The organism is Streptomyces sp. NPDC054842 (genome assembly GCF_053611025.1).
Genome location: NZ_JBSGZN010000002.1, coordinates 136,340 through 160,032, shown reverse-complemented (window position 1 = coordinate 160,032; position 23,693 = coordinate 136,340). Strand labels below are relative to the sequence as shown.

Genomic DNA, 23,693 nt, shown 5'->3' with positions numbered 1-23,693 from the left:
CGATCTCACCTTCTCTCCGAGGCGGCAGCCCGCCGCCCCGCTACGGCCGCCGTACCACCGGCCGGACGGGGGACGCGTCGTGAACTGGCGTGAGGCGGCGGCTTGCCGCTCGGAGGATCCGGAACTCTTCTTCCCGATCGGCGAGGACGGCTTCTTCCAGCAGCAGATCGAACAGGCACGGGCGGTCTGCCACCAGTGTCCCGTCCTGACGGAGTGCGGCTCCTGGGCTCTGCGCAACCGTGAAAGGGACGGCGTGTGGGGGGCCATGACGGCCGACGAGCGCCGACGCCGGCTCCGACGTCTGAGCGGGATCAGCCCTTGAGGAGCACCACCACGTCCTACACCCACGCCTGGCGAATCCCGCTGCTCTCGGCACCTGGCGAGCCTGGAGACGCCGCCGCCCGACCGGCACGACCGCCGTTCCAGGCGCCCCGCTCCCCCGCCGGCCGGCGTACCTTCACCATGCGGGCGGGGGCGCTGGCGGCCCTCGGTCAACTACGCGAGTGCCCTCCCTGAGTGCGTCCCCTCACTGGCGGCGGTCGCCGTCGCCTGCCATGCGCCCGGGCGCACGCCTGTCGCCTTGCGGAAGAACACCGAGAAGTTGGACGCGTCGGCGAAGCCGAGGGCGTCGGCGCAGCGGGCCGCGGAGAGGCCGTCGTGTGCGAGCAGTCGTTTGGCTTCCAGGACGGTCCGGTCGACGATGTACCCCTTCGCCGTGCGGCCGGTGGCCTGCTGCACCGCTCGTGAGAGGGTGCGCGGCGCGTATCCCAGAGCGCCGGCGTAGTAGCCGACGTCGTAATGTTCCCGGAAGTGCTCTTCGACGCTGGTCCTGAACAGCCGGAACACCGGATGCCCGGCCCGCGCTTGAGCATGTGGTGGCCGGAGACGGGCGATGAGCGCCGAGAGCAGAAGCTCGGGCAGCTCCGTCGGAACGTCCTCGGGCGAGGCTGCTGTCTCAAGGAGCAGGTGGTCGCGTGCGGCGTCGATGAACGGCCAGTGGGCCTCAGGAATCCTCCAGTTCGCGGCCGGGTCCGGGGACGCGACGAGTTCCCGGATGGTTGGGGTGACCGGCGCGGTCGGCACGAACAGGACGAGGTGTCCCGCGACGCCGGCGATGTCCTCCCACCGGTGGACCGCCCCGGGAGGAACCCACACCGCGGAACGGGCCTGGAGCGGGTGCCGGTGGAAGTCCACCGTGACGGAGCCGTGCCCGGCGTCGACAAGGGCGAGGACATGGAAGTCGGCACGCTGGGTGGCGCCGTCGTTCAGCTCGCGAAGTCGGTCGAAGGTCATCGTCTCGACCGCGGCGGCCCGGCGCCCGGCGGGCTGGTAGGTCAGCTGGCGGATCACGCTCATGTGTCCACTTTCCACCATGGGATGTCCTGCCTTGCCGATGCCCCCGCCATGGTGCAGGAGATGCAATGAACACACAGGCCGCACGCCCAGTGCACCGACGAGAGCACCGACGAGAGCACCGACCAGGAGAGCCACGTGACCACGACGCTTCGGACCCCATTGCCCGCTTACGACCATCGTCCGGGCGCCGGGCCGACGCTGGTGTTCCTGCACTACTGGGGTGGCTCCGCCCGCACCTGGGACCTTGTCGCCGACCGGCTCCCGGGCCGTGACGTGCTCACGGTCGACTTCCGGGGGTGGAGCCGCTCACGACGGATGTCCGGCCCGTACACGCTGCGCCGGCTCGCGGACGACACGCTCGCTGTGATCGCCGACGCGGGCGTCACCGACTACGTCCTGGTCGGGCACTCGATGGGGGGCAAGGTCGCGCAGCTGATCGCGGCGACCCGGCCTGCCGGCCTGCGCGGCATCGTCCTCGTGGGCAGCGGTCCGGCGAAGCCTCCCGCACACATCACCGCCGAGTACAGGGAAGCCCTTGCTCACGCCTACGACTCCGACGCGTCCGTCGCCGAAGCACGGGACCAGGTCCTCACCGCGACCGAACTGCCGCCAGCGGTAAAGGCCCGGATCGCGAGCGATTCACGCGCGTGCGCCGAAGCGGCCCGGACCGAGTGGCCCCTGCGCGGCATCGCGGAGGACATCACCGAGGACACCCGCCTGATCGACGTACCCGCCCTCGTGGTCGCCGGAGGGAACGACCGTGTCGAACCCGTCGACGTACTCCGCGACAACCTGGTGCCGCACCTCTCGCAGGCCACCCTCACGGTGATCCGGCACACCGGTCACTTGATCCCGCTGGAAGCGCCGGCCGACCTCGTCGACGCCATCACGGCCTTCGCACCGGCAAGCTGACCGTCACCCGACCGGCCTGACAACGAGACCTGCCGCAGGGCACATCGCCGCCCGCCGGCGCCACCGGGCACGAGTAGACGTCGTCACACCTCGGTACGGTGCCCCACCTCCAGTTCCGCGAAAGCGCGGAAGCCTCGTGGCGGGCGGCCGGTGACGCGCTGGACGGTGTCGGTGGTGCGGTCCTCGGCGCCGTCCGCGATGGCCCGGTCCAGGACGGCGAGCATCTCGGCGAACTCCGCGGGCATGTCGGCGGCCAGCCGGTCGACCATCTGCTCGTGCGTCAGCCGTTGGTGGACGACGGTCCGGCCGGTGACCTCGGTCAGGACGGCCGCGATGTCGTCGTAGCTCAGGGCTTGCGGTCCGGTGACGATCAGTTCGCTGTCCGGAGAGTGCGTGTCGGTGAGCGCGTGGACGGCGACAGCGGCGATGTCATCGGCGTCGACGAACCCGACGCGGCCATCGCCCGCTGCCGTGCGGATGACCCCGTCCGCTCGGACGGTGCGGGCGTGCAGGTGGCCGCCGGTGAAGTTCTGCATGAACCAGGAGGGCCGCAGCACCGCCCACTCGGGAATCATGCCCGGCAGGGCTTCGTGGACCTGTCCCACCGCAGGACCTCCCCTGGGGATCGCGGACGAGCTGAGCAGCACCGCGCGGCGGACACCGGCGGCGCGGGCCCGGCGAAGGAACGGCAGCATCACGGCGGCCGGGTCCGGGGAGCCGGGCGGCGGAACGAGGTAGACCCGGTCGGCGTCTTCGAGAGCGCCGTCGAATGATGTGGGGTCGTTCCAGTCGAAGCGCACGGGTCGGGCCCCGTCCAGCGGGGTGGCGTGCCGACTGGCGGCCTTGACGCGTCCGCCCGCAGCGGCAAGCCGCGCCACGACACGGCTGCCGGTGGTGCCGGTGGCCCCGATGACCAGGGTGTACTTCTCCGATTCGGTCATCGGTCACTCCCGGGGAGGCCAGGGGCGAGGTCCTGGACGGCGAGGGGGTTCCAGTAGTCGCGGTACCGGGTGATGAGGCCGCGCTCGACGGTGACGACGGCGATGTAGGTCATGTCGAAGGGCCTGCCGGTGGCCACCAGGCGGCCCACGCCGCGCATCTCGACGACGATGGTCTCGGGGGCATGGGTCTGGTGGATCTCGACGTTCGGGAAGTCGTGGAGGTCTATGTGGTCGGGGTAGTCGCGCATGTACGCGGCGACGGCCGCCTTGCCTTCCAACCGCTTGGGCCAGCCGTGCGGGGCGAAGGGAAACTCGAAGATCCCGTTCTCGTCCCACAGGTCGACCCAGCCCGCGATGTCCTTGTCCAGCAACAGCTGCAGTCCGTGGCGGTACAGGTCCGCCGGCGCGGTGTTCGCCTTCATGGTTGTTCCCCCATCCTCTACTATGCGGACCCAGGGTCCGCTTCACAGTTCGACGATACGGACCCGTGGTCCGCTTTGTAAAGGAGGGTCGGGAACCATGCCTGACCGCAAGCCGCGCACGGACGCCGTCCGCAATCGGGAAGCCGTCCTGGCGGCGGCCGACGCCCTTTTCGCCCGCTGCGAAAGTCCGGGGGCGGTCACCATGGCCGACATCGCGACCGCGGCCGGCGTGGGCAAGGCGACGCTCTTCCGCGGCTTCAGCGACCGCACCGGCCTGATCCGCGCACTGTACGAGATGAGACTCGCGCCGGTCAGGAGCGCCATCGAAGGGGGCGCGCCTCCCCTGGGGCCCGACACCCCGCCTCTCCAGCGCGTGCCCGCACTCCTCGACGCCGTACTGTGCTTCAAGCTCGACAACCGCCACCTCGCGCTGGCGCTGGAGGAAACGGGCAGCGGCAGCCCCTACGAGGCACAGCACTACGAGGCGTGGCACACCACACTCCGGGCCACTCTGGAGCGGATTCCCGGACTCACCGACGGCAACTTCACCGCCCACGCCCTGCTTGCCGCCACGCGCGCCGACCTCGTCGAACACCTGGTCACCAACCAGCGGATGACGCGGGAACAGATGCGGGCCGACCTCGCCGCCTTCACCGACAGAGTCCTGAATTCCCGCGGACCACAATAGACCCACCCGACCGTCCGACACCCACTCTGAACTGCGGTTCCTCGACGAGGGCTTGGGCGGGCGGGACCATGAGCCAGCCGGTGCTGCGTCGATGCTTCAGCGCCGGGCAGCAGTGGTGAACTGCCGTAGCCCACACGGGTGTTGCACGGGGTTGACGTTGACGCCAGGACGCCTGGCGCATACACCCCATGCGCGGTCGGCAAGGCGTCCGCGATCCCGGGGCCGTCGAACACCGGGCGGTCTTGTCACGCGTCCCCGGTGAGTTCCCGCAGCGTTCGAAGCAGTTCCGCACGCTGCGCCTCGTCGAGAGGTGCGAAAAGGTCCTGCAGTACGCCGATCGACAACCGTCGTCCTTCCGCGAGCGCTTCCTGCCCCGCCTTGGTGAGGGTGTGCTCCAGGCGCCGCCCGCGGCCTGCGGACCGAGTGATGAGCCCGCGGTCCACGAGGCGGCTCGCGAGGGTGCCGAATGCCTGGTCGCTCTGGAATGTCGCGACGGCGAGTTGGTGCCCCGACGCCCCCGGCATGCGGTCGATGGCGCGCAGGGCGTCCCACTGGACGAGGCTGACTCCGATCTCGCTCAGCGCGGCGTCCATCGTCCGGTGGTTCCGGTACTGCGCACGCTTGATCGCCAGCCCCAGAGCCTCAAGATCGGTCGTCATGCTGCTACGGTATCAACATCGGTATATAAACATGTTGATTCAAGGAGGAGCACCATGAACGCCTCACTTCCCGCGGACCTTCCTGTCCTTCAGGCCGGCGCCCCCGACGCCCGCAGGGCACTCGTCCTGCACGGCGGTGGCGGCCCCCGGACCGTCGCGCCCATCGTGGAACGCCTCGCGCCCACCCTGCACGCGCTCGCACCGACGCATCCCGGCTGGGAGGGCACAGCGCGCCCCGACTCCATCTCCACGGTCGCGCAGCTCGCAGCCGCCTACCTCGCGCGCCTACTGGAGCACGAGGAGCACGACGTCGTGCTGGTCGGGTCCTCGATCGGCGGGTGGATCGCCCTGGAGATGGCGGTGCAGGCCGCCCGCGACGAGCGGTACGCGGGACTGATCGGGGCCGTGGTCGACATCGACGGCGTCGGGGCGGCAGTGGAAGGCGAGCCCGTCGCGGACTTCTTCGCCCTCGACGCGCGCGGGCTCGCCGAAGCCGCCTGGCACGACCCGGAGCGCGGATACGTCGACCCGGCAGGCTTCACCGATGAGCAGCGTGCCATCCAGCAGGGGAACGGCCGCACGATGGCCGCCCTCGCCGGCACGAGCATGAGCGACCCGACGCTCCTCGATCGGCTCGGCGCGGTGACGGTCCCCACGCTCGTGGTGTGGGGTGAGAGCGACCGAATCGTCACGCCTGCGTACGGGCGGGCCGTCGCGCGTGCGATACCGGGCGCACGGTTCGCGGAGATCCCGAAGGCCGGCCACCTCCCGCACCTCGAAGCCCCCGACGCGACCTGGGCGGCCATCACCCCGTTCCTGGAGAAGTCGTAGCGCACGCCCGACGGGAAGCCACTGCCGCCGTTCCGCATCGATACCCGCCAGGTCCGCCCCGTCGGCCGCCGATCGAAGAGGCGCCGTCACGGACCACCTGGTTCGAGCTCCGTACGCCACACGCCCACACCAGCAGGGGTGTGGGCGTGCGCGTGGTCGGGCCCTGTTTGGGGGTCGTCAGCCGGCGATCCTGCCGAAGAGGTGGTTGGCGGGAGCGTCCCGCTCGTTGCCGTAGAAGAACTCCGTGAGTGCCTGGTGGAACTCGGCGCGGTCCAGCGCTCCGGAGCCGTCCCCGTCCAAGGCGGCGAAGACCGCGGCGCAGTCCTCGCCGGGGACGCCGGCGACCGCGTCGAACATCTGCTGGAACTCCGCCTGGTCGATCTTGTCGTCTCCGTTGAGATCGACCAGGTCGAAGAAGCAGTTGGACACCGGCTCGATCTGCTCCGGGTACAGGGCGGGATCGATCAGGACGCGCTTGAACCCTTCACTCATCTCCCGCAGATCGACCTTTCCGTCACCGTCCTGGTCCATCGGGGCGATCACGTTCGTCCAGAACCCGTCCATCCCCTCGGTGAGACGTCGGGCGGTCGCGGAGTCCGGCGCGGTGCCACGAGCGACGATGTAGCGCTCGCTCATCCTTCGGACGTCCTGCTGGGTGATGAATCCGTCGCCGTCGACGTCGGCGCCCCGGAACCACTGGCGGTACTTGAGGTCTTGAAGTGCAGTCACGACTGCGCACAGTATTCATCTGATTACGCAAACGCAAACTCGCCCTGAGACGCCTCTCGTCGGCCAGGGCGGCCTGCCACACGCGTGGCGATGAGGCGCATGCATCCGGCCCGGAAGAAGGCGGGAAGCCTTCGTTTCAACGTTCGAGGCCGGGTGGCGTGAAGGCGAGCACGTCAGGAAGGATCGCCGTACAACTCGACGTCGACGAGCGCGCTGAGGGCACTCGGGCCCTGGGAAAGGCGCGAGCATGGCCGATCCGCGGTGAGGACGTTCGGATTTCCGTGGCGGTCCAATGTTCCGCCCAGGCCCGGCCGGACCGGGTCCCACCACGCTCCCGTGGACAATTGCACGACGCCTGGCATGACGTCGTCCGAGAGGACCGCGCCCGCCAGACAGCAGCCTCGGTCGTTGTAGACGCGCACGACCATGCCGTTCTCGATGCCGCGCGACGCGGCGTCCACCGGGTTGAGCGTCACGGGCTCACGCCCATGAATCTTCGAACTGAGGCTGTGGCCGCCGTTGTCGTACTGGCTGTGCAGGCGTGAGGCGGGCTGATTCGAGATCAAGTGCAGCGGGAATCGTTCCGAGAGGTCGGCGTGCAGCCACTCCTGAGGTTCGAACCACGTCGGATGTCCGGCGCAGTCGTCGTAGCCGAACGAGTCGATTTCCTCGGAGTAGATCTCGATCCGGCCCGAAGGTGTCGGCAGGGGGAAGCGCTGCGGATCCGAGCGGAGCGCCGCGAAACTGCCGGGAAACGGTCCGGTCAGCGCCGGCAGCTCAGCGGTGGAGTGACGCCAGAAGTCGTCGAAGCCCGGCAGGGCGGCCTTGTCGCCGAGTTCGGCCCTCGTCTTCTCGTAGAGGTGCCGGACCCATTCGAGCTCGGAACGCGACTGTGTGAAGTCCTGCTCGTAGCCGAGCCGGGAGGCCAAGGCGGCGAAGATCTGGTGGTCGGTGCGCGATTCGCCCTCCGGCTCGCGCGCCTTGGGCATCGCGACGAGGTGGGGGTCGGAGAATCCGGCGGCGAAGTCGTCGCGCTCCAGGGTGGTGGCGACGGGTAACACGATGTCCGCGAACTTCGCCGTGGTGTTCCACCAGGCTTCGTGCACCACCACCGTGTCAGGGGTCTGCCAGGCGCGGGCCAGCCGGTGGAGATCCTGGTGGTGGTGGAACGGGTTGCCTCCGCACCAGTAGACCAGGCGAAGTTCGGGCAGCGTGAGGCGCTGTCCGTCGTAGTCGATGGTCTTCCCCGGATGCAGCAGGGTGTCGGCGATCCTCGCCACCGGGATGAAGTCCGCGACGGGGTTGGGAACACTGGGCATCGTCGCCACGGAGGGGCGGCCTGGGGCAACGCCGGTCGCGTCCATCGTCGCGTAACCCGCGCCCCAGCCGCAGCCGGGACGGCCCATCGAGCCCGCCATGGCGGCCAGCACGACGGACATCCAGATCGGCTGTTCGCCGTGGTCTGCCCGTTGCACCGCGTAGTTGACCATGATGAGCGACCGCTGAGTGGCGAGGCGGCGAGCGAGGTCGATGAGCGTCTCGCGGCTGATGCCCGTGATCTCCGCCGCCCAGGCGGCGTCCTTGGTGACGCCATCGAACTCGCCGACCAGGTACGAGGCGAAACGGTCGAATCCGACGCAGCACCGGCGAAGGAAGTCCTCGTCGTGCCATCCGTTGACCAGCATCGTGTGGGCGATGCCGAGCATCGCGGCGGTGTCGGTGTTGGGGACGACAGGCAGCCACTCCGCGTCGAGGAAGCCGGCGACGTCGCTGCGGATGGGGCTGACGTTCACGAACCGCACCCCGGCCTCACGGCACCGGCGCTGCAGGCCTTGCGTCTGGTGCCTGGCCAGCCCCCCAGGGTTGATCTGGCTGTTCTTGAGGGCCAGTCCCCCAAAGGCGACGACCAGTTCACAGTTCTCCGCGATCTCGTCCCACATCGGCATCCGGGACTGGTAGCTCCACGGATGCCCCCCGATCACGTGCGGGAGGATGACCTCCAAAGCCGCGGTGCTGTACGTGTTGCGAGAGTCGGTGTATCCCCCTCCCAGCGCCAGGAAACGCTGGAGTTGCCCCTGCGCGTTGTGGAAAGCGCCCGCACTCGCCCAACCGTAGGATCCGCCGAAGACCGCACTGTCGCCGTGCTGAGCACGCACTCGAAGCAGTTCGTCGCTGACCATCGTGATGGCGTCGTCCCAGCTCACCTCCACGAAGGCGTCCGCGCCTCTGGCCGTATCGGCGGCGCGCGGCAGGCCGTTCAGCCAGCCCCTGCGCACCGCGGGGCGCAACACGCGAGCACTGTCGTCGGCGGCCCTCACCATTCCGGGACCGATGGGCGACGGCGCTGGGTCATCGCTCCTCGGCTCGATTCGCACCAGCCGGCCGGAATCGATCACCGCGATGAAGCTGCCCCAGTGGGTCGCAACCGACATGCGCCGTTCCACCCTGAACCAACTCCCCCTGGAATACCCCTCGCTGGCGCACGACGGCTGCTGCGCATGCAACAGGGACCTCACTCGAGCCGACGGTCTGCAGGGCGGAGACTTCCCTTGTCCCCTGCTGCTCAACCCCACCGCGCGCTCACGTCCGGCCACCCAAAAAGCCCATTCCGCACTTTCGAATAACCAGAACTATGAATAAAGCGGCGGTTGATGTTGGCCAGGACGACGACTGAACGGGTGTGCGTGGGTGGCAGCGGACGACCGAAGGAGTGGGCGACTTCGCCGAGTGGCTCACCACTGAGGACTCGGACCGCACCACGCAGCTGTGCACCGTGCTCGGCGCGCTCACCCTGGCCCGAACCACCAACAGCTCCTCGCTCCGCGAGGAGATCCTCACACCACCTCGCGCGCCGCACTGACGCCACGCTGATCCGTAGCGCCCTGCCGGCTGCCCGGCCAACGGACATCCGAGCAGCGGGACCGGGCACGGCGGGAGGCGCCGGAGTGGATCTCCGGCGCGGCCGTCCACGAACACTTCGAGGACGAGGGGGCAAGCTGCCGCCGCTGCCGGAGGACCAGGTTCGTCAGTCGGCCGCAGGTCGGGGCGTGGACTCCGCTCGCCGCAACTCCTGATAGCGCTGCCACAGTTCGGGCCGGGCATCATCCATGTACCAACCGCGCAGGAAGAATTCGAGGAAGGCGCTCTCCGCCTCCCCGCTGCGCCGGCGGTAGCGCTCCGGGTCAGACTCGACCAGCGCGTCCACCAGCCGCCACCGGCCCGAGGACCCCTCGGCCACGGTCATCCGGTAGATTCCGCGTCCGGTCCAACTGCGGTGCAGCGCGAGCTGGTCGCCTTCCACGTACGCGTTCCACTTCTCGTCCATGCTCTGTGCCCGGATGCCGTGCCGGACCCGCTGCCACTGCCCGGGACTGAACTCCAGGTCCGGAACCGGTATGGGTTCGGGACGGTGCAGCGGCGTCATCTCGCGGCGGAGCGCGGCGCGGCCGAGGTCCTCGCCGAGTGCGTCCTCAGTCACCCAGTCGGGCAGTGCTTCGCAAGCGGCGCGCCATGCTGTGGGGACACCCGCCGTGCCGACCCGTGCGGCGACGATGGCACCGACGATCGCGCAGGTGGTGTCGACGTCCCCACCGGCCGATGCACATGCCCACAGTGCCTCCTCGAAGTCCTCGAGGTGCCGGGCCGCGCACCACAGGGCGAACGGTACGGTGTCCACCGCACTCACCTGCCGCCCGTTGCCCAAGCGGTGCGCCGCGTACGCGGCGTGCGGCTGTTCCAGCAGGCGGCGCGCCTCGGCCACGCCCGAGCGGACCTGCCCGGGTGGGGTCACTTCCTCCACCGTGGCGAGCAACTGGGCTCCCGTCACCGGCTGTACACGCCCGCGCGCGGCACAGGCGGCGGCCACCGCGACCGCGATCGCCCCGGCCACCGCCTCGGGATGCGTGTGTGTCACCCGCGCCGACCGTCCGGCCTGGGCAGCCGCCTCGCCCAGGTCCACGGCGAACCAGGCGCCCAGAGGTGCAACGCGCATCGCTGCCCCGTTGCCCCACGACCCCTGGCCGTCGAACAGTCCCGCCGCCAGCTCCGCCCACCGTCCGCCTTCACGGACCAGCCGCAGCAGCCTGTTCATCGCCGGACCGTAGCCCCGGTCGAAGTCGTGCCTGCGGGCGAAGCGGTGCGCCAGGTCGTACTGGTCGACGGCGCCGCGGCTGCGCAGGACGCCGAAGACCGAGCAGGCCATCTCCGTGTCGTCCGTCCACGGCCACTCGCCAGGCGGCAGCCGGCGCTCCCGCAGACACGGGAGATTGTCGGGTACGAAGAACTGGGCACCGAAGGCGTCACCCACCGCCAACCCGCGCAGCGTGTCACGAGCGATCGAACGGTGGTCGAGCGAAAGGAAGTCGGAGTGAAAGGAAGGGGAGTTGGGTTCAGTGGTCATCGCCGCCATCCTGCCAATTTCGGGGCCGCGACGGTACAGGCTTTTGCAGGGCGGGGCCGAGCGCCAGCCGAGGTGCCCGGCCGTTCCTTCGCGTCCCGGACACCGGCCATGCCTCCATTCTTGCCCGCACCCCGGCGCCGGTGCGGAGTCACTCTGAGCAAGGGCCCCCATCACAGGCTCCTCGGTCACAGGAACCGTCTGCTGGCCATCTGCGATGACGGTCATGCACAGCTACGCAACTCCCTCATTGGGGTGCTGGCAGATACCGCCACGTCAGAGCCGTGGCCTCCGCCATGCCAAAGAACGCGATGATAAGCCGCTCCACTGCGACGCCGTACTCACCAGGCCGAGGCATCCTTCCGCCCGGCAAGTCGTGCAGGGTGAAGGCGTGCTCCGGCTAGCGCGAGCGACCCGATCGAATGGATGGGCCGTTCGCGATCCTGCCGGGAGTGCTGAAGTACAACGGCAACTACTCCTCGGGATAGCGAGAGATGTGCATCGGATGACCAGGTCAGAGATCGTCTACGCGCACGTATGGCAGGAGGAACCTCCCTACACGCTCACGGCAGTCAGCCTGGCGGCCGAGAACCTCGAGGAGGCAGAGGCGCTGGCCTGGGAGGCGGTCGGCGGACTGGCCCTGCCGAAGTCCTGGGAGGCTATGCACCCGCAGGCGCGTCGTTGTCTCGTGCGGGCCTGCCGGCGCATTCCCACCGAAGGGCTCTGGCACGTCCAGGACGACCGCGCCCAGGTGTCGGAGGAACGCTCACGCCGTGACTGCTTCGCGCAGCTCAAGGACGAATGGCCTCACGCGAGTCCGCTGATGGGGCGAGATGCGGGGCCGGGGATGACGGCACTGACTCGGCTGTCGGCGCTGGTGTGCCGCATGGCCCCAGAGGTTGTGCTCGACGCCGATGAGGACCTCCTCGACATCTACGACACCTACACGGTGGGCGGCCTCGCCGGAACCACGCCGTAAGTCCGGCGCGGACTGCGCCCACATCAGCTGCCACGCCGACGATCTCGAAGCCGCCTGCGTGCGCACCCACCCCTGACATCAGGCGACGGCAACGCCTTGCGAGCGTGACCTGCACGACTGAGGTACTCAAGCCTGCTTGGTTCCACGAGTCGCCCCTCGCTTCGAGCCGGTGAGAAGGGAGGGCGTCAGACGTCCCGCGCCGCTGACGACCCATCACCGAGTGTCGTCTCAACTCGGCTGCCGCCGGGGCGCGCAGCGCACGCGCGTGGCCGTGCTTCACATACGGCGAAGCAGGCTCTGCCGAGGCGGCGTAGTAGGTTGTCGCACGCGGGCAACCCAGTTCGTCTCAGGCGCCCGACGAACGACCAGGAGGTTGACCGGTGATCACTCTGACCGCAGTCGGAGGAGTGGCCCTCATCGAATTCGGCATGGCCCTCACTCCGGGGCCGAACATGGTTCACCTCGCCTCCCGCGCCATTACCCAGGGCCGCAGGGCGGGTTTCGTCAGCCTCAGCGGGACGGCCGTGGGCTTCGTCTGCTACTTGGTGGCCGCGGCTGCGGGTCTTTCGGCGTTGTTCGCTGCCGTGCCGGTGGCGTTCATGGTGGTCAAGCTTGCCGGGGCCGCCTATCTGGCCTACCTCGCTTGGGGCATGCTCAAGCCCGGAGGCCGCTCGCCGTTTGCCCCAGCACAGGACCTGCCCCGGGTTTTGGACGCCCGGCTGTTCTCCATGGGGCTGCTCACCAACCTGCTCAACCCCAAGATCGCCCTCATGTACGCCGCGCTCCTGCCCCAGTTCCTGGACCCCCATGCCGGCCCGGCCTGGGGGCAGTTGCTCCAGCTCGGTGGCGTGCAGGTCATCGTGGGGATCTCGGTGAACGCTGTAATCATGTTGGGCGCAGCACGGGTGTCGGGCTTTCTGGCCGCCCGGCCTCGCGCGATGGCTGCCCAGCGGTTCACGTCGGGTGGCCTGCTCGGCCTTTTCGCGCTGCGCACCGCGCTGACCCGCACGCCCGCCTCGGCCTGACTCAGCCTCGCGTCACGGTGATCATGAACTTGGGTGTTCCTGGTCAGGTCCGGAAGCCCGCAGGCGGCTGCCCAGCCCTGCAAGGGCGCCTACAAGCGCCGGCACCTGGTCGGGTGGGCCGGGAACGGCCTTGAGCGTCCCCGGGCCGCCCGCTCCTCGACCACACGCGTGATCCGTTTACGCCTTCACCGCCTCGTACCTCCGAGGGACGCCCGACTCCGCCACCCTCAGCCCCCTGATCCGGCATCCGTTCCCGTGATGCGAGGCCGTTCTAGTGCTGCATACATCGTTCGGTATAGTGAACGTAGAGTTCATCAATCAATGTGAGGGTGCCATGCAGGTCCCCGCCTACTACGCGGACACGTACGAAGAGCAGGCCAAGACTCACATCGCTGCCGTAGGCGAACGGGAGGGCACACCCTGGGTGGCGGTCGAGCACGTCTCCTACAGCGCCACCCACCGGGAGCGGTGATGACGCCGCCGCCGGGAGAACGCCGGCCTGCCAGCAGCACCGCGATCGCGGTCGGCGCGCAGATCCGTCGGCGCCGGGAGCAGCGTGGCATGAGCAGTGCGGAGCTGGCCCGCAGGGCGGGCCTGGGCAAGGCGACGCTGTCGAAGCTGGAGGCCGGCCGGGGAAACCCGACGATCGAAACACTCGATGCCCTCGCGGTCGCCCTACGCATCCCGCTGACCGACCTCCTGGCCCGCGACACCGACCCGGGGCCGGTGTTCGTACCCGGCACCGACCTGGCCGACGGCGAAGTGGGCCGCGAACTGCTGCGCCGTATCAGCAGCGGCAACAGCTTGGAGATCTGGCGGCTGCGCATGCCCCCCGGCACACACCTGGACGGCGTACCGCACGCCACCGGCACCATCGAGCACCTGCTCGTCTCCTCCGGTCACCTCACTGCCGGACCCGCCGACGCCCTCACGGACCTGCACGCCGGCTCCCTGCTCGCCTTCGCGGGAGACGCCCCGCACGTCTACCGCACCGGCCCCGTGGCGGCCGACGTCACCGTCGTCATCGCCTCCCCCATCATTACCTGAAAGACACCTCTGAACATGAACGTCCTCACCTCCACCACGCCCCAGCGAATATTCACGAGCGACAACGCCGCCGGCGCCTCCCCGGAGATCGTCCAGGCCGTCACCACCGCGGCCGTCGGCCAGGAACTTCCCTACGGCGCCGACCGGTTCACCGCCAGCGCCCGCGCACGCTTCGCCGAGGTCTTCGAACGCGAAGTCGACATCCTGCCCGTGTCCACCGGGTCCGCGGCCAACGCCCTCAGCCTGGCCGCCCTCACCCCGCCCTGGGGCAGTGTGCTGTGCCACCGTGACAGCCACATCAACACCGACGAGTGCGGCGCGCCGGAGTTCTTCACGGGCGGGGCCAAGCTCGTTCCCCTGCTCGGTGACGACGCGCGGATCGACCCCGCCCAGCTGCACGCGGCGGCGACGCGGAGGATCGGCGACGTGCACAGCGTGCAGCCTTCCGTGCTCAGCATCACCCAGGCCACCGAGACCGGCGCGCTCTACACCCTGGGCGAGGTACGGGAGTTGGCCCGTATCGCCAAGGACGCGGGCCTGCGCGTCCACATGGACGGGGCCCGCTTCGCCAACGCCGTCGCCGCCCTGGGCTGCACCCCGGCCGAGCTGACCTGGCAGGCAGGCATCGACGTCCTGTCCTTCGGGGCGACCAAGAACGGCACCATGACAGCCGACGCCATCGTCGTCTTCGACCGATCCCTCACCCCGGAACTGTCCTTCAGGACCAAGCGGACCGGCCAGCTCACCTCCAAGATGCGCTTCCAGTCCGCCCAGCTCGACGCCTATCTCACCGACGGCATGTGGCTGCGCAACGCCGCCCACGCCAACACGATGGCCGAACGTCTGGGCAACGGGCTCAAGGCCCTCCCCGATGCCGAGCTGGTGCATGCCGTGGAGGCCAACATCCTCTTCTGCCGTCTGCCCCAGCCGGTCATCGACCAACTCCTGGCCGAAGGATTCACCTTCTACCACGACCGCTGGGAACCGGGTGTCTGCCGCTTCGTCACCTCGTTCTCCACCACCGAGCACGACGTCGACGCTCTCCTGGAGGCCGTACGCCGCCTCGCCACCTGACAGCCCTCGACAGAGCGGAGGCCCCGGGGCACCGTGCCCTCGGGGCAGATTGCTGACGACCGCCGTCACCGCGTCCGAAGTCGGAAGCTGACGCGACTGCCAAGCGCCTGCCCGCACGAACCCGCCGCCGAACCAGCACGGTGCGGCGGCGGTCGTGCGAACCGAACCCCGAGGGCAAAAGGGCGTGGCTGTGAAGGACGATCGTCTACGCGGCGAAGGCCCATAGTGGCTTCAGCCGTCATCCTCGCCGGGTGACGGACAAATGACAGGTCATTGAGCACGTTTCAAGATCCCTGCTCATTCGGCAGCCTCTCTTACACCAGAGGCGAAGATCGACAGCCTCTGGCTCCCCGAGAGGACATCCGGTGTCACGTCACCACAACCGCGGCCCGCTCCTGTGCGTCCTACTACTGAGCGTCGGCAGAAGTCGGCCACCCCGGGGGATCGGGACGCGAGTCATGCAGAAGTACGCGGTGATCCAGCACATCACACGGTTCTTGCGGCCCCCGCGTGGTGCAAGGCGGCAGCCGCCCACGTTCGCCCGGCAACTGGTGGACCTCTGGCTGTTCGCGCTTGCCTTCGGGGCCGGGCTCACTGCGATCGGCTGGGACGAGGAGTTCGGCATGGGACTCCTGCTCCTCTTTTATGGCGACATCATCGACGGGGTGCGGTACCGCTGGACGGCCATACTGGCCGCGGTAACCGTCCTGTCGATTGCCAGCCGGCTCACAAGAACCGTCCTGCCCGGCTCCCTCGACGATGCCTGGGCGCACGGCGTTGGCTCAGCTGTCGGTTTCACGCTTGGGCTGGCAGTGAGCGCCACGATCACACGGCTTCCGGAACGCCGACGACATCGACCCGCCGATGGAAAAGACTCCGGGTTCTGCGGGCAAGACTCTTCGTGAAGGAAGAGGGGCCGCCGACCTCGGTGACAACAAGCCTGCCTTTGTGACCGTCGCGCTTCAGCTCAGTTCGGAGCCAAGATCTTGCGGGGGCACCCCTGAGCCGGTCGGTGAGGACCCTTCTCGTGTCGGCTGCCTCTCCCTCGTTGCGCTCGGCGCACCCCTTGGCGATGGCCGCCTGAGGCCTGTCCACCAGTCGTGGGAACAAGCCGCGGTGCGGCCGCGTGTGACGAGTACCGTCGGCCCCCTCCGCCAGGCTGCCACGGCACTCTGTCGAACCGGATACATCCGTACGCCGTACGCAGTGCGGTCGCCCGGCGCCGTGCCTGGCGGTGTTCAGCGCCGGGCTGACACGGCGGCCGCTGCCGCGTCCAGGAGGCGGCGCAGAACCGGCACCGGGATCGCGGGATTGGTGACCGCCTCGCAGGCCGTGTCGCGGTCGTGCAGCAGCGCGGCAAGGACGCGGGCCGGCAATGGCCCTTTGCGCATCACGGTCTCGCGGACGTAGGCCGCTGGGTCGTTCAGCAGCCGCACCGCGTCGGCCGGTGACAGCCGGGGATCCGCGGCCGCGCGGCGGCGCACCTCGGCTTCCGGGTCTCGGACGAGACGTGCGACGTCGGCAGGCGTCGACTCGGGATCGTCCAGGGCCAGACGGCGCATCCGCCCCTCGGGGTCACCGGCGTAGCGCAGCAGGCCCCTACGGGGGAAGTTGGGGTGGCTGCGGGGGCGATCGGGGTAAGTGAAGCTGCCGTCCCACCACCGCCAGACCTCCAACAGCATCTCGGCCGGCGCGTCATCGCACGACTCGGCGAGGAACAGGCGGACCGTCCGGTCCTGGTCCCTCGCCAGCCGTTCCACGACGTCCGGTGGAAGATGCCGGGCACGAGCCACGCTTCGGCGGATGAGGGGATGGGACGATCCGGCGAGACGGCGCATGGCATCGGCGTCACCGTGGAGGCATGTGACCCAAGGCAGAGTTCGTGACATCGACCCCAGGTCGAAGTTGTAGCGCACCGCGGCACGCCGCTCCTCGTCGAGGTCGGGCCGCAATGCCACTGTCGAGCGGACGTCGTCGGTCGGGTCCTCCGCCAGGACGGCGACGCCCTGTGCACTGAGCCGCGGGTTGGCGGCCAGCGCTCGGCGTACCTCCAGGTCCCCGACCCGAACCAGCTCCGTCTCCAACTCGGGCGCGAGACGGCACCCTTCGAGAGCGAGCCGAGGCGCGGGAAGCGCGGCATAGACATCGCGAGGCATAGGAGTGCACGTGTGGTCGGCGAGCAGCGCCGCCGTACGCACCGCGTCGTCGGTGTCGGCCAGCAGCCGCACTCGCAGCGGCTCCGCCAGGTCTTCCCATCGGCCGCAGGCAACTGCCCGCACCTGGGGATCGGCGTCGTCCGCGAGGCTGGGAAGGTGGTGTGTGGGAAGCCCCGGGAGTTGGGCGGCCTGGGCGCGGGACGGGCCGGCGAGGAGGTCGTCGTACAGGTCCCAGGGAAGTTCGACGCCCCAAGCGCAGGCATGCTCGGCCCAGAGCACGCGCCGGCTCGGCGACGGTTCGGCACGGACCAGGCTTATCCACTGATCGGACGTGAGCTTGGGCCGGAAGGTGTCCGCGGGTCTTGAGCGCACCTGCGGATCAGCATGCGCAATTGCGGCGTCGAGTACTTGGGGACGGTCGCAGTCGTGCAGGAAGCCCGGATCCACATCCAGCAGCCGGATCAGCAGTTCATCAGGCGCAGCAGGATTGGATCCGATCCCCTCCGTCCAGTGCAGAGGCCATGCGGGCGTGCCGGGGACCGCCGCCCACACCTCCGTGCGCTCGGCCTCCGTCTCGCGCCCGGCAGCCGTGGCGGCCGCCTCCAGCCGCTCCGGCAGGCGGTCGATGGCCGTCACGCGAGGCCCGTCCGCACCGGGCACCTTCGCCACCAGCACCTGTCCGTCGAGGGAGAGCGCCACGAAGCCGGGGTCGCCGGTCAGCCCCGGCACACCGCCGGCGCAGCGGACCCGGGTCCACCAGGAATCGTTGCCGCCGATCCGAAGACCGAGGACAGCCACCAGGAACTCGCCGTCGGCATCTGCGAGGCGGCGCCACCAGACGGCGTCGAGCGTTTCCCGGTCCGTGCCGTCCGGGGCCGCGATTCCCCGTGCGATCCGCCAGCCGGCCTCCGGCGGGAACAGGCTGCCCGGGCGCACGTCCTCGATGACCGTGAGTCCGGCGTGCAGGAGCAGTTCGTGAAGTCTCTCTCGGTGTCGCACGCAGTGATGATCCCCGCCGACTCGCGTGTGGAACAAGGCTCGCAGGCCAAGCGAACCAGTCCTCACGACGTGCACCTCATCAGCCGCGATGCCGTTCGGCCCGCCCGACGGCGGTCCTCACCCGTCTCGTTGTCGATGCTCGTCATCGAGACGGTCGTCGTCGCGGCGGCTTCAGCGGGGCATGCGCGGCCGGACTACCCCACCCGGACGAGTACGGCTGGCCGCCGAGGATTCCGGCGCATAGAGGAGCGCCCTACTGGCAGCGAGTGAGGCATGGGCGTACTGGCGTGTCACACCAGTCGCCGAAACCCTGAGCAGCACAAAGAGCGCATTTCCGCCGGGGTGCCTAACGTCGGTGATGTCGATACCGTCTGAGGGAGGCATGGCCCGTGAAGATCACTGTCCTTGGTACCGGTGGTGGTGCCCGCGCACACACCGCGAGGCTGCTCGAACTCGGCCACGAGGTATGCGCCGGCACCCGCGATGTGGAGGCCACCCTGGCTCGCAGTGAGCCCGACATGATGGGTAACGCCCCCTACAGGGAGTTCCTTGCCCAGCACCCGGACCTCACCCTGCTGCCTTTCGGGGACGCTGCCGCCGCCGGCGAGCTGGTGATCAACGGCATCGACGGCCACAACGCTGTCGCTGCCCTCTCCGCCATCGCCGACCAGGTCGCGGACAAGACGCTCATCGACTATGCCGTCCCCTACATGTACGAGCACCGGACCGAGCACCCCTGGCCCACCCCCTGGGGAGTCATGCCGAAGCTGGAGCCGTGCGACACCGACAGTCTCGCCGAGCAGATCCAGCGCGCCCTGCCCCGCACCCATGTCGTGAAGTCCTTCGTCACCCAGGAGCAGACCACCGTCGTGAACCCGAAGGCGCTCGCTCAGGGCGAGCACACCATGTTCCTCGCCGGCGACCACCCCGAGGCCAAGGAAGAGACCACCGCCCTGTTGAAGGACTACGGCTGGTCAGACATCCTCGACCTCGGTCCGCTCGTCAGCGCCCGCGGCATGGAGATGTACGCCCACCTGCACTCCGCCATCGGTTTCGCCCTCGGCTACCAATTCGGCGGTCACTTCGGCCTCAAAGTGGTCCGCTAGGGTCCTGCTCACCCCACCCGGCCGCCAGGCGGCTCCGACAGGTCGCGCACTGGCTGAGACGGACAACGTCGAGATGGCCCAATGCCCGACGAACACCTCCTGGCTGAAGCGGCGGCAGGCTCACTGCACGCCCCTTCACTACTTCGCTACTTCGTTCTGGGCGGCAACGGCCACCCCGCTCCGCCCACAAGGCCCAGGACAGCATGATCCGCCGCCACATGATCTGGCCGGACGAGCACGCCACCGGCAAGCGCCTGAACGATGTCATAGCCAGGGCGAGCGCTGTCTGACTCTCGCTGTGACAGCTGCCCTCACCACAGATGCAGGAAGCTCCGGGCGTCATCAAGGCCGTCGAGGGCCCGACCGTCCACGTCCTTGGGATCCGCCTCGGCCCGCGCAGCCAGCGACTCCACGAGCGCGACGGCCTCGGCGCTGAGATGTCCGAAGCGCCGGGCGGTATGTCCGAGGCAGAGGCCGGCCAGGCCGAGTAGAGGACTCCCCGGCACGGCCCGCGTTCCGACCTGCACGCACCAATGCTCGACGAACTCCCAGTCCTCGTCGTTCAACGCGCTCCCGACCAGGACACTTGCCGCTTCACCCTCGTGCGAGGAGTCGCGAAGCGCCCTCTCCAACGTCTCGACCACCATCTCGTGAGGCAGCGCGGGCGGGTTCTCGAAGCGTCGATGCGAGTGCATTCGACGAGGATACGGACCTGCGACCACGGCGAGAAAAGGGCCAACGTCGCCTGATGCGACGCGAGGGCTGGTCCGGCGGATCATGGGCGGGGCCAAGGGCCGGACCGAGGCGAGGGCCGGCCGGTGCCCTAATCGTGTTGACCGCCCCCGGCAGGCAGTGCTGGAGTCGGCACGTGGACAGCATCCCCGCCAATCGGCGGCTCTGGAACCGGATCAGCAGCACCTACCAGGACAAGCACGACCCGCAAATCGGCGCCGCACCACGGCTTTGGGGCATGTACTCCATCCCCGACACGCACCTGCACGCCCTGGGCGACGTCACCGGCAAGCGCGTCCTCGAACTCGGCTGCGGCGCCGGCCAGTGGTCCAGGGCGCTCGCCGCCGAGGGCGCCACCATGGTCGGGATGGATTTGTCCGAAGCCCAACTCGCCGCCGCAGCAAGAGCGATGGGACCGGCACGCTTCCCGCTGGTGCAAGGCGCAGCCGAACAACTCCCCTTCGCCGCCGACAGCTTCGACCTGGTGTTCTGCGACTTCGGTGGGCTCAGCTGGGCACCCCCGCACCTCGTCGTCCCGCAAGCCGCTCGTGTCCTGCGCCGAGGCGGGCGCCTGGTGTTCAACGTCGCCAGCCCATGGTTCGAAGCTTGCTACGACGAAGCCGCCAGCCGCGTGACCACGACGCTGCAGCAGGACTACTTCGGGCTGAACACCATCGCCGAAGGCGACGGCGCGACGAGCTATCAGCTCACCTACGGCGACTGGGTCAGGGTCCTGCGCGGCGCGGGTCTCGTCATCGACGACCTCATCGAGCCGCGACCCGAACCCGGAACACCCAACGGCTACAACGAGACCGACCCACCCGACTGGGCACACCGCTGGCCGGCGGAACTGCTCTGGGTGACTCACCAACCGTGAGTTCCGCCGCGCCGAGACGTGAAGGCATCCCCGCATCGGCAGGAACAACCGTGTCCGCGATGTCAGAGAGGTCAGAGAGGTCAGAGTTGCAGGCCGAAAACAGAGTTGCAGGCAGGCCGTGATGATCATCGCCTGGTAGTGGCAAGCCCGTTCGCCCTGGAGAGTCGCGGGACTTGACGTAGTCGCTACCTCCGCCGGTCGGCAGTCACCGGGATCACACCCTGGGGTGCGGTACACAGCAAGAGGCCCGTCATGACGCGCCGTTGAGGAAATCGGTGAGTCGGTCGTTCAGCTGGTCCGGTGCCGTGAGGGGCAGGGAGTGGTGGGTGGCCCCCGGGAGTACGGTCACCTCGGCCTTGGGCAGCGCTCGCTGGGCGCGGTCGGCCACGCGGCGGATGTCGTGGGCGCGGCTTCGTTCGGCGAGGAGGACGAGTACCGGCATGCGGAGGTCGGCCGCCCGAGGGCGCCTTCCGGTGATGATCTTGCGGCCGGGGACGGTGGCGGCCAGAGCGTAGAGGCGCCGCCAGGTCTCATCGGGATGAATGGGGGCTGTCTCCCACGACAGGAACGAGCGGGCCCGGTCCTGAGTGGGGTGGATGAGCGCGGGCAGCGCCCGCAGCAGGTAGCCGGGGCGGAAGCCGGCGAAGACCTGGGTGGGATCGAGGAGGGCGAGGCGGCTCACCCGGTTCGGCGCGTGCAGAGCGTAGTTGGCGGCTATCCAGGCACCGTAGGAGTGCCCGCACAGGTGTGCACTGTCTGCCCCGAGCCGGTCGAGCAGCGCGTCCAGCCAGAGATTCAGGTCATCGGCGTTGCGCAGGGCATTGCCACGGCGTTCGGTGCGGCCGGCGTCGCCCATGAGGTCGACGGCGTGGATCCGGTGGCTCCGGCCGAGGACCCGCGCGTTGGCGAACCAGACCAGGCCGGTGGCCAGGCCGCCGGGCAGCAGCACCAGCGGGGTGCCGTCGGCCGGCCCGTACGCGTGGACTCGGGTGCGTCCGTATGGCGTGTCGATGTCGCGTTCCTCGGTGGACTTCGGCCAGCGGGCGCGGAGTTGATCGTAGGCGAGGTCGAATGCGGTCCGGGACACTGGGCATTCCTCTCGTTGGGCGATACTCTCGCTCATCGAGATAATAAGCCGGATTTCCTGGAGTGTGCGTGGACGAACAGAAGTCGCCGATGGATCTGGTTCACCTGTTGCGCGCGGTGACCGTGGAGTTCGACCTGCTCGGTGCCGAGTTCGCCGCCCGCAATGGGTTGCACCCCACCGACGTGCGCGCGCTGATCCATCTGCTGGACGCGGCCCGCGAGGGTGTCCTCGCGACTCCTGGATGGCTGGGCCGGCAACTGCGTCTGAACTCGGCCGGGACCACCGCCCTGGTCGATCGGCTCGAGCGGCTCGGGCTGGTCCGGCGCAGCCGGGACACCGCTGACCGACGACGCGTCCTGCTGGAGGTGGAGGACAAGGCCACCGAGATGGGGTGGGCCTTCTTCGGGCCTGTCATCGGCGAAGTGGTGGCAGCGGCGGACGGCTTCGCGGCGGATGAGCTCGACACGGTACGTCGCTTCCTGACCTCGGTGTTGCACGCCACCGGGCAGCTGCGCTCACCCTGACCGCCGCGAGCAGCCTGCGGGCTTTCGGGCATCGGGTCATGCTGGGTGCGGAATCCCCATGCCAACGCCCCATCGTGCAAGGCGGCTTGTCCGACAAGGACGGCCCATCCGCGAGCGGTCGCGGACGTCGTGGCCGGGGCACGTCGTTGCCGGGGCACGGAAGCGGTCACTGATCGCACGCTGCCGCCCTGCCTCGTTGTCCTCCCTCGTACGACCGATGGAGAGTTGGGGCCATGGGAGGCGCCCGATGACCGGACGGACGATGGCTTTGGCCCGCGACACAGGCGGACGACCGAGCGGTGAGGGCGCTGATACGCGGCCTTCGCGCCGGGCACGGTTCGTCGGTGTGCTACTGCTCCTGCTCTCCCTGGTGCCGACCGCCGCGTGCTACGCGGTCTTCGCCTGGTGGCTGCCTGCCGACAGGGAGCTCTACCGGGACTACCGCGCGGCCGAACCGTGCAGCGCCGGTGCGCTGGAGCAGGGGCAGACGGACTGTCTGAGCGCGTGGCACCTCACCGTGGAGAAGACGGTGAACAAGACTGCTGGCAAGAGGAGCGTCTACGAAGCGACCCTCACGGATGAGGGCTCCCGGCGGAGGACCGTCTCCTTCGGAGACGCCGGGCCGCTTCTGGAGCGTCTGCGGCCCGGTGACCGGGTCGAGGCGACCGCCTGGCGCGGCTACATCCGGACGCTCAGCAAGGACGACGTGCGACAGGACACCGCGGACGCCCCTCGGGACGAACTGCAGATGAACGCGGCCATCGGCGTGCTCGCCGGGCTGTCCGGGGCCCAGCTGTTCTTGTTCGGCGCGATGCGGCTGTCCAAGCCCCACAACTACCAGCCCTTCACCTGGAAGCCGTACGGCAAAGCGCTGCTCTTCATCACCTTGGGGGCATGTTTCGGCGTGGGACTGCCGGCGGTGTGGATGGGCGTCCCGTGGTGGACCGTGCCTGCCGTCTCCGTGCCCGTGGTGGTGGGTGCGGCGTGGGCACTGCGTTCACACCTGAGCCGTACAGCCGCCTGCGCGGAGCATTCGGCGTCGGGCGACAGCAGACCCGACCGGCCTCAGCCCACGGCGCCAACCGGCCATTGACCTGGGGTTTCAGTAGCGGGGTCGTCAGCGCCTAGGGCTGGCGATCATGCCGCCCACGGC

The 23,693-nt window shown here is 69.2% G+C and carries 24 protein-coding genes and 1 pseudogene; 15 read left to right on the top strand and 10 right to left on the bottom strand.

The genetic code is table 11. From position 1 onward, the window contains the following. Positions 1-79: 79 nt before the first annotated feature. Positions 80-322 carry a WhiB family transcriptional regulator gene (locus tag ACWGIS_RS02475; protein ID WP_453360570.1) on the top strand — a complete coding sequence of 81 codons (243 nt, stop codon included), beginning with the start codon at positions 80-82 and terminating at the stop codon, positions 320-322. 173 nt (positions 323-495) lie between these two features. Here the strand turns inward: ACWGIS_RS02475 and ACWGIS_RS02470 are convergent, their stop codons facing one another. Continuing rightward, the gene (locus ACWGIS_RS02470; RefSeq protein ID WP_453360569.1) at positions 496-1,356 is read right to left on the bottom strand and encodes a helix-turn-helix domain-containing protein; all 861 of its coding nucleotides are present in this window, start codon (positions 1,354-1,356) and stop codon (positions 496-498) included. Positions 1,357-1,491: 135 nt separating this feature from the next. Here ACWGIS_RS02470 and ACWGIS_RS02465 point away from each other — a divergent pair, with 135 nt between their 5' ends. Further along, entirely contained in the window at positions 1,492-2,268 is a 777-nt protein-coding gene (locus tag ACWGIS_RS02465) for an alpha/beta fold hydrolase (protein WP_453360568.1), read from the top strand. 83 nt (positions 2,269-2,351) lie between these two features. On the opposite strand, the gene ACWGIS_RS02460 is transcribed toward ACWGIS_RS02465, so the two are convergent. Both ACWGIS_RS02460 and ACWGIS_RS02455 read right to left on the bottom strand, forming a co-directional pair. Further along, positions 2,352-3,209: an NmrA family NAD(P)-binding protein gene (locus ACWGIS_RS02460; RefSeq protein WP_453360567.1), complete on the bottom strand. Its 858-nt coding sequence runs from the start codon at positions 3,207-3,209 to the stop codon at positions 2,352-2,354. Further along, complete coding sequence (locus ACWGIS_RS02455; RefSeq protein ID WP_453360566.1) at positions 3,206-3,631, bottom strand: nuclear transport factor 2 family protein; 426 nt, start codon at positions 3,629-3,631, stop codon at positions 3,206-3,208. The genes ACWGIS_RS02460 and ACWGIS_RS02455 overlap by 4 nt, the downstream gene beginning before the upstream one ends. Positions 3,632-3,728: 97 nt before the next feature. On the opposite strand from ACWGIS_RS02455, the gene ACWGIS_RS02450 reads away from it, so the two are divergent. Continuing rightward, positions 3,729-4,319, top strand: a complete 591-nt coding sequence (locus tag ACWGIS_RS02450) for a TetR/AcrR family transcriptional regulator (protein WP_453360565.1) — start codon at positions 3,729-3,731, stop codon at positions 4,317-4,319. A 245-nt stretch (positions 4,320-4,564) separates the two neighbouring features. Here the strand turns inward: ACWGIS_RS02450 and ACWGIS_RS02445 are convergent, their stop codons facing one another. Continuing rightward, a complete protein-coding gene (locus tag ACWGIS_RS02445; protein ID WP_453360564.1) occupies positions 4,565-4,978 on the bottom strand; it encodes a MarR family winged helix-turn-helix transcriptional regulator in 414 nt (137 codons plus the stop codon). Between the two features lie 54 nt (positions 4,979-5,032). Between ACWGIS_RS02445 and ACWGIS_RS02440 the strand changes: the two genes are divergently transcribed. Continuing rightward, positions 5,033-5,809: an alpha/beta fold hydrolase gene (locus ACWGIS_RS02440; RefSeq protein ID WP_453360563.1), complete on the top strand. Its 777-nt coding sequence runs from the start codon at positions 5,033-5,035 to the stop codon at positions 5,807-5,809. A gap of 177 nt (positions 5,810-5,986) precedes the next feature. Here ACWGIS_RS02440 and ACWGIS_RS02435 read toward each other — a convergent pair whose 3' ends face one another. Both ACWGIS_RS02435 and ACWGIS_RS02430 read right to left on the bottom strand, forming a co-directional pair. Next, entirely contained in the window at positions 5,987-6,538 is a 552-nt protein-coding gene (locus tag ACWGIS_RS02435; protein WP_453360562.1) for an EF-hand domain-containing protein, read from the bottom strand. 173 nt (positions 6,539-6,711) lie between these two features. Then, on the bottom strand, positions 6,712-8,970 hold the full coding sequence (locus ACWGIS_RS02430; RefSeq protein WP_453360561.1) for a molybdopterin-dependent oxidoreductase: 2,259 nt from the start codon (positions 8,968-8,970) through the stop codon (positions 6,712-6,714). 278 nt (positions 8,971-9,248) lie between these two features. On the opposite strand from ACWGIS_RS02430, the gene ACWGIS_RS02425 reads away from it, so the two are divergent. Continuing rightward, positions 9,249-9,398, top strand: coding sequence for a hypothetical protein (locus ACWGIS_RS02425; protein WP_453360560.1), 150 nt, complete (start codon positions 9,249-9,251; stop codon positions 9,396-9,398). A 612-nt stretch (positions 9,399-10,010) separates the two neighbouring features. Here the strand turns inward: ACWGIS_RS02425 and ACWGIS_RS02420 are convergent. Further along, positions 10,011-10,937: pseudogene (locus ACWGIS_RS02420) on the bottom strand (ADP-ribosylglycohydrolase family protein); the annotation flags it as partial. Between the two features lie 502 nt (positions 10,938-11,439). Between ACWGIS_RS02420 and ACWGIS_RS02415 the strand changes: the two are divergent. The 6 genes from ACWGIS_RS02415 to ACWGIS_RS02390 all read left to right on the top strand — a co-directional run bounded on the left by ACWGIS_RS02415 (position 11,440) and on the right by ACWGIS_RS02390 (position 15,964). Continuing rightward, positions 11,440-11,913, top strand: coding sequence for a hypothetical protein (locus tag ACWGIS_RS02415; RefSeq protein WP_453360559.1), 474 nt, complete (start codon positions 11,440-11,442; stop codon positions 11,911-11,913). 380 nt (positions 11,914-12,293) lie between these two features. After that, a complete protein-coding gene (locus ACWGIS_RS02410; RefSeq protein WP_453360558.1) occupies positions 12,294-12,938 on the top strand; it encodes a LysE family translocator in 645 nt (214 codons plus the stop codon). Positions 12,939-13,272: 334 nt separating this feature from the next. Continuing rightward, positions 13,273-13,410 (top strand): hypothetical protein, encoded by a 138-nt coding sequence (locus ACWGIS_RS02405; protein ID WP_453360557.1) that lies wholly within the window; start codon positions 13,273-13,275, stop codon positions 13,408-13,410. Next, the gene (locus ACWGIS_RS02400) at positions 13,410-13,985 is read left to right on the top strand and encodes a helix-turn-helix domain-containing protein (RefSeq protein ID WP_453360556.1); all 576 of its coding nucleotides are present in this window, start codon (positions 13,410-13,412) and stop codon (positions 13,983-13,985) included. Before ACWGIS_RS02405 ends, ACWGIS_RS02400 begins: the two co-directional genes overlap by 1 nt. A gap of 15 nt (positions 13,986-14,000) precedes the next feature. Next, positions 14,001-15,059 (top strand): threonine aldolase family protein, encoded by a 1,059-nt coding sequence (locus ACWGIS_RS02395; RefSeq protein ID WP_453360555.1) that lies wholly within the window; start codon positions 14,001-14,003, stop codon positions 15,057-15,059. Positions 15,060-15,517: 458 nt separating this feature from the next. Beyond that, the gene (locus ACWGIS_RS02390; RefSeq protein ID WP_453360554.1) at positions 15,518-15,964 is read left to right on the top strand and encodes a hypothetical protein; all 447 of its coding nucleotides are present in this window, start codon (positions 15,518-15,520) and stop codon (positions 15,962-15,964) included. 333 nt (positions 15,965-16,297) lie between these two features. Here ACWGIS_RS02390 and ACWGIS_RS02385 read toward each other — a convergent pair whose 3' ends face one another. Further along, positions 16,298-18,280 carry a hypothetical protein gene (locus ACWGIS_RS02385; RefSeq protein ID WP_453360553.1) on the bottom strand — a complete coding sequence of 661 codons (1,983 nt, stop codon included), beginning with the start codon at positions 18,278-18,280 and terminating at the stop codon, positions 16,298-16,300. Between the two features lie 323 nt (positions 18,281-18,603). Here ACWGIS_RS02385 and ACWGIS_RS02380 point away from each other — a divergent pair, with 323 nt between their 5' ends. Then, complete coding sequence (locus ACWGIS_RS02380) at positions 18,604-19,320, top strand: NADPH-dependent F420 reductase (RefSeq protein WP_453360552.1); 717 nt, start codon at positions 18,604-18,606, stop codon at positions 19,318-19,320. A 311-nt stretch (positions 19,321-19,631) separates the two neighbouring features. Here the strand turns inward: ACWGIS_RS02380 and ACWGIS_RS02375 are convergent, their stop codons facing one another. Further along, the gene (locus ACWGIS_RS02375; RefSeq protein ID WP_453360551.1) at positions 19,632-20,015 is read right to left on the bottom strand and encodes a hypothetical protein; all 384 of its coding nucleotides are present in this window, start codon (positions 20,013-20,015) and stop codon (positions 19,632-19,634) included. A gap of 173 nt (positions 20,016-20,188) precedes the next feature. Here ACWGIS_RS02375 and ACWGIS_RS02370 point away from each other — a divergent pair, with 173 nt between their 5' ends. Continuing rightward, positions 20,189-20,929 (top strand): class I SAM-dependent methyltransferase, encoded by a 741-nt coding sequence (locus ACWGIS_RS02370; protein WP_453360550.1) that lies wholly within the window; start codon positions 20,189-20,191, stop codon positions 20,927-20,929. A 250-nt stretch (positions 20,930-21,179) separates the two neighbouring features. On the opposite strand, the gene ACWGIS_RS02365 is transcribed toward ACWGIS_RS02370, so the two are convergent. After that, positions 21,180-22,016, bottom strand: a complete 837-nt coding sequence (locus tag ACWGIS_RS02365) for an alpha/beta fold hydrolase (RefSeq protein ID WP_453360549.1) — start codon at positions 22,014-22,016, stop codon at positions 21,180-21,182. Positions 22,017-22,105: 89 nt separating this feature from the next. Here ACWGIS_RS02365 and ACWGIS_RS02360 point away from each other — a divergent pair, with 89 nt between their 5' ends. After that, complete coding sequence (locus ACWGIS_RS02360; protein WP_453360680.1) at positions 22,106-22,540, top strand: MarR family winged helix-turn-helix transcriptional regulator; 435 nt, start codon at positions 22,106-22,108, stop codon at positions 22,538-22,540. Between the two features lie 346 nt (positions 22,541-22,886). Continuing rightward, entirely contained in the window at positions 22,887-23,633 is a 747-nt protein-coding gene (locus tag ACWGIS_RS02355; protein ID WP_453360548.1) for a hypothetical protein, read from the top strand. Positions 23,634-23,693: the final 60 nt, after the last annotated feature.

Excerpts from the sequence above, each read along its gene's own strand:
- ACWGIS_RS02405 (WP_453360557.1), top strand. The coding sequence starts at position 13,273 with ATGCAGGTCCCCGCCTACTACGCGGACACGTACGAAGAGCAGGCCAAG.
- ACWGIS_RS02390 (WP_453360554.1), top strand. The coding sequence starts at position 15,518 with ATGCAGAAGTACGCGGTGATCCAGCACATCACACGGTTCTTGCGGCCC.
- ACWGIS_RS02445 (WP_453360564.1), bottom strand. The coding sequence starts at position 4,978 with ATGACGACCGATCTTGAGGCTCTGGGGCTGGCGATCAAGCGTGCGCAG.
- ACWGIS_RS02450 (WP_453360565.1), top strand. The coding sequence starts at position 3,729 with ATGCCTGACCGCAAGCCGCGCACGGACGCCGTCCGCAATCGGGAAGCC.
- ACWGIS_RS02470 (WP_453360569.1), bottom strand. The coding sequence starts at position 1,356 with ATGAGCGTGATCCGCCAGCTGACCTACCAGCCCGCCGGGCGCCGGGCC.
- ACWGIS_RS02395 (WP_453360555.1), top strand. The coding sequence starts at position 14,001 with ATGAACGTCCTCACCTCCACCACGCCCCAGCGAATATTCACGAGCGAC.
- ACWGIS_RS02415 (WP_453360559.1), top strand. The coding sequence starts at position 11,440 with ATGACCAGGTCAGAGATCGTCTACGCGCACGTATGGCAGGAGGAACCT.
- ACWGIS_RS02460 (WP_453360567.1), bottom strand. The coding sequence starts at position 3,209 with ATGACCGAATCGGAGAAGTACACCCTGGTCATCGGGGCCACCGGCACC.
- ACWGIS_RS02440 (WP_453360563.1), top strand. The coding sequence starts at position 5,033 with ATGAACGCCTCACTTCCCGCGGACCTTCCTGTCCTTCAGGCCGGCGCC.
- ACWGIS_RS02430 (WP_453360561.1), bottom strand. The coding sequence starts at position 8,970 with ATGTCGGTTGCGACCCACTGGGGCAGCTTCATCGCGGTGATCGATTCC.
- ACWGIS_RS02360 (WP_453360680.1), top strand. The coding sequence starts at position 22,106 with ATGGATCTGGTTCACCTGTTGCGCGCGGTGACCGTGGAGTTCGACCTG.
- ACWGIS_RS02455 (WP_453360566.1), bottom strand. The coding sequence starts at position 3,631 with ATGAAGGCGAACACCGCGCCGGCGGACCTGTACCGCCACGGACTGCAG.
- ACWGIS_RS02375 (WP_453360551.1), bottom strand. The coding sequence starts at position 20,015 with ATGCACTCGCATCGACGCTTCGAGAACCCGCCCGCGCTGCCTCACGAG.
- ACWGIS_RS02400 (WP_453360556.1), top strand. The coding sequence starts at position 13,410 with ATGACGCCGCCGCCGGGAGAACGCCGGCCTGCCAGCAGCACCGCGATC.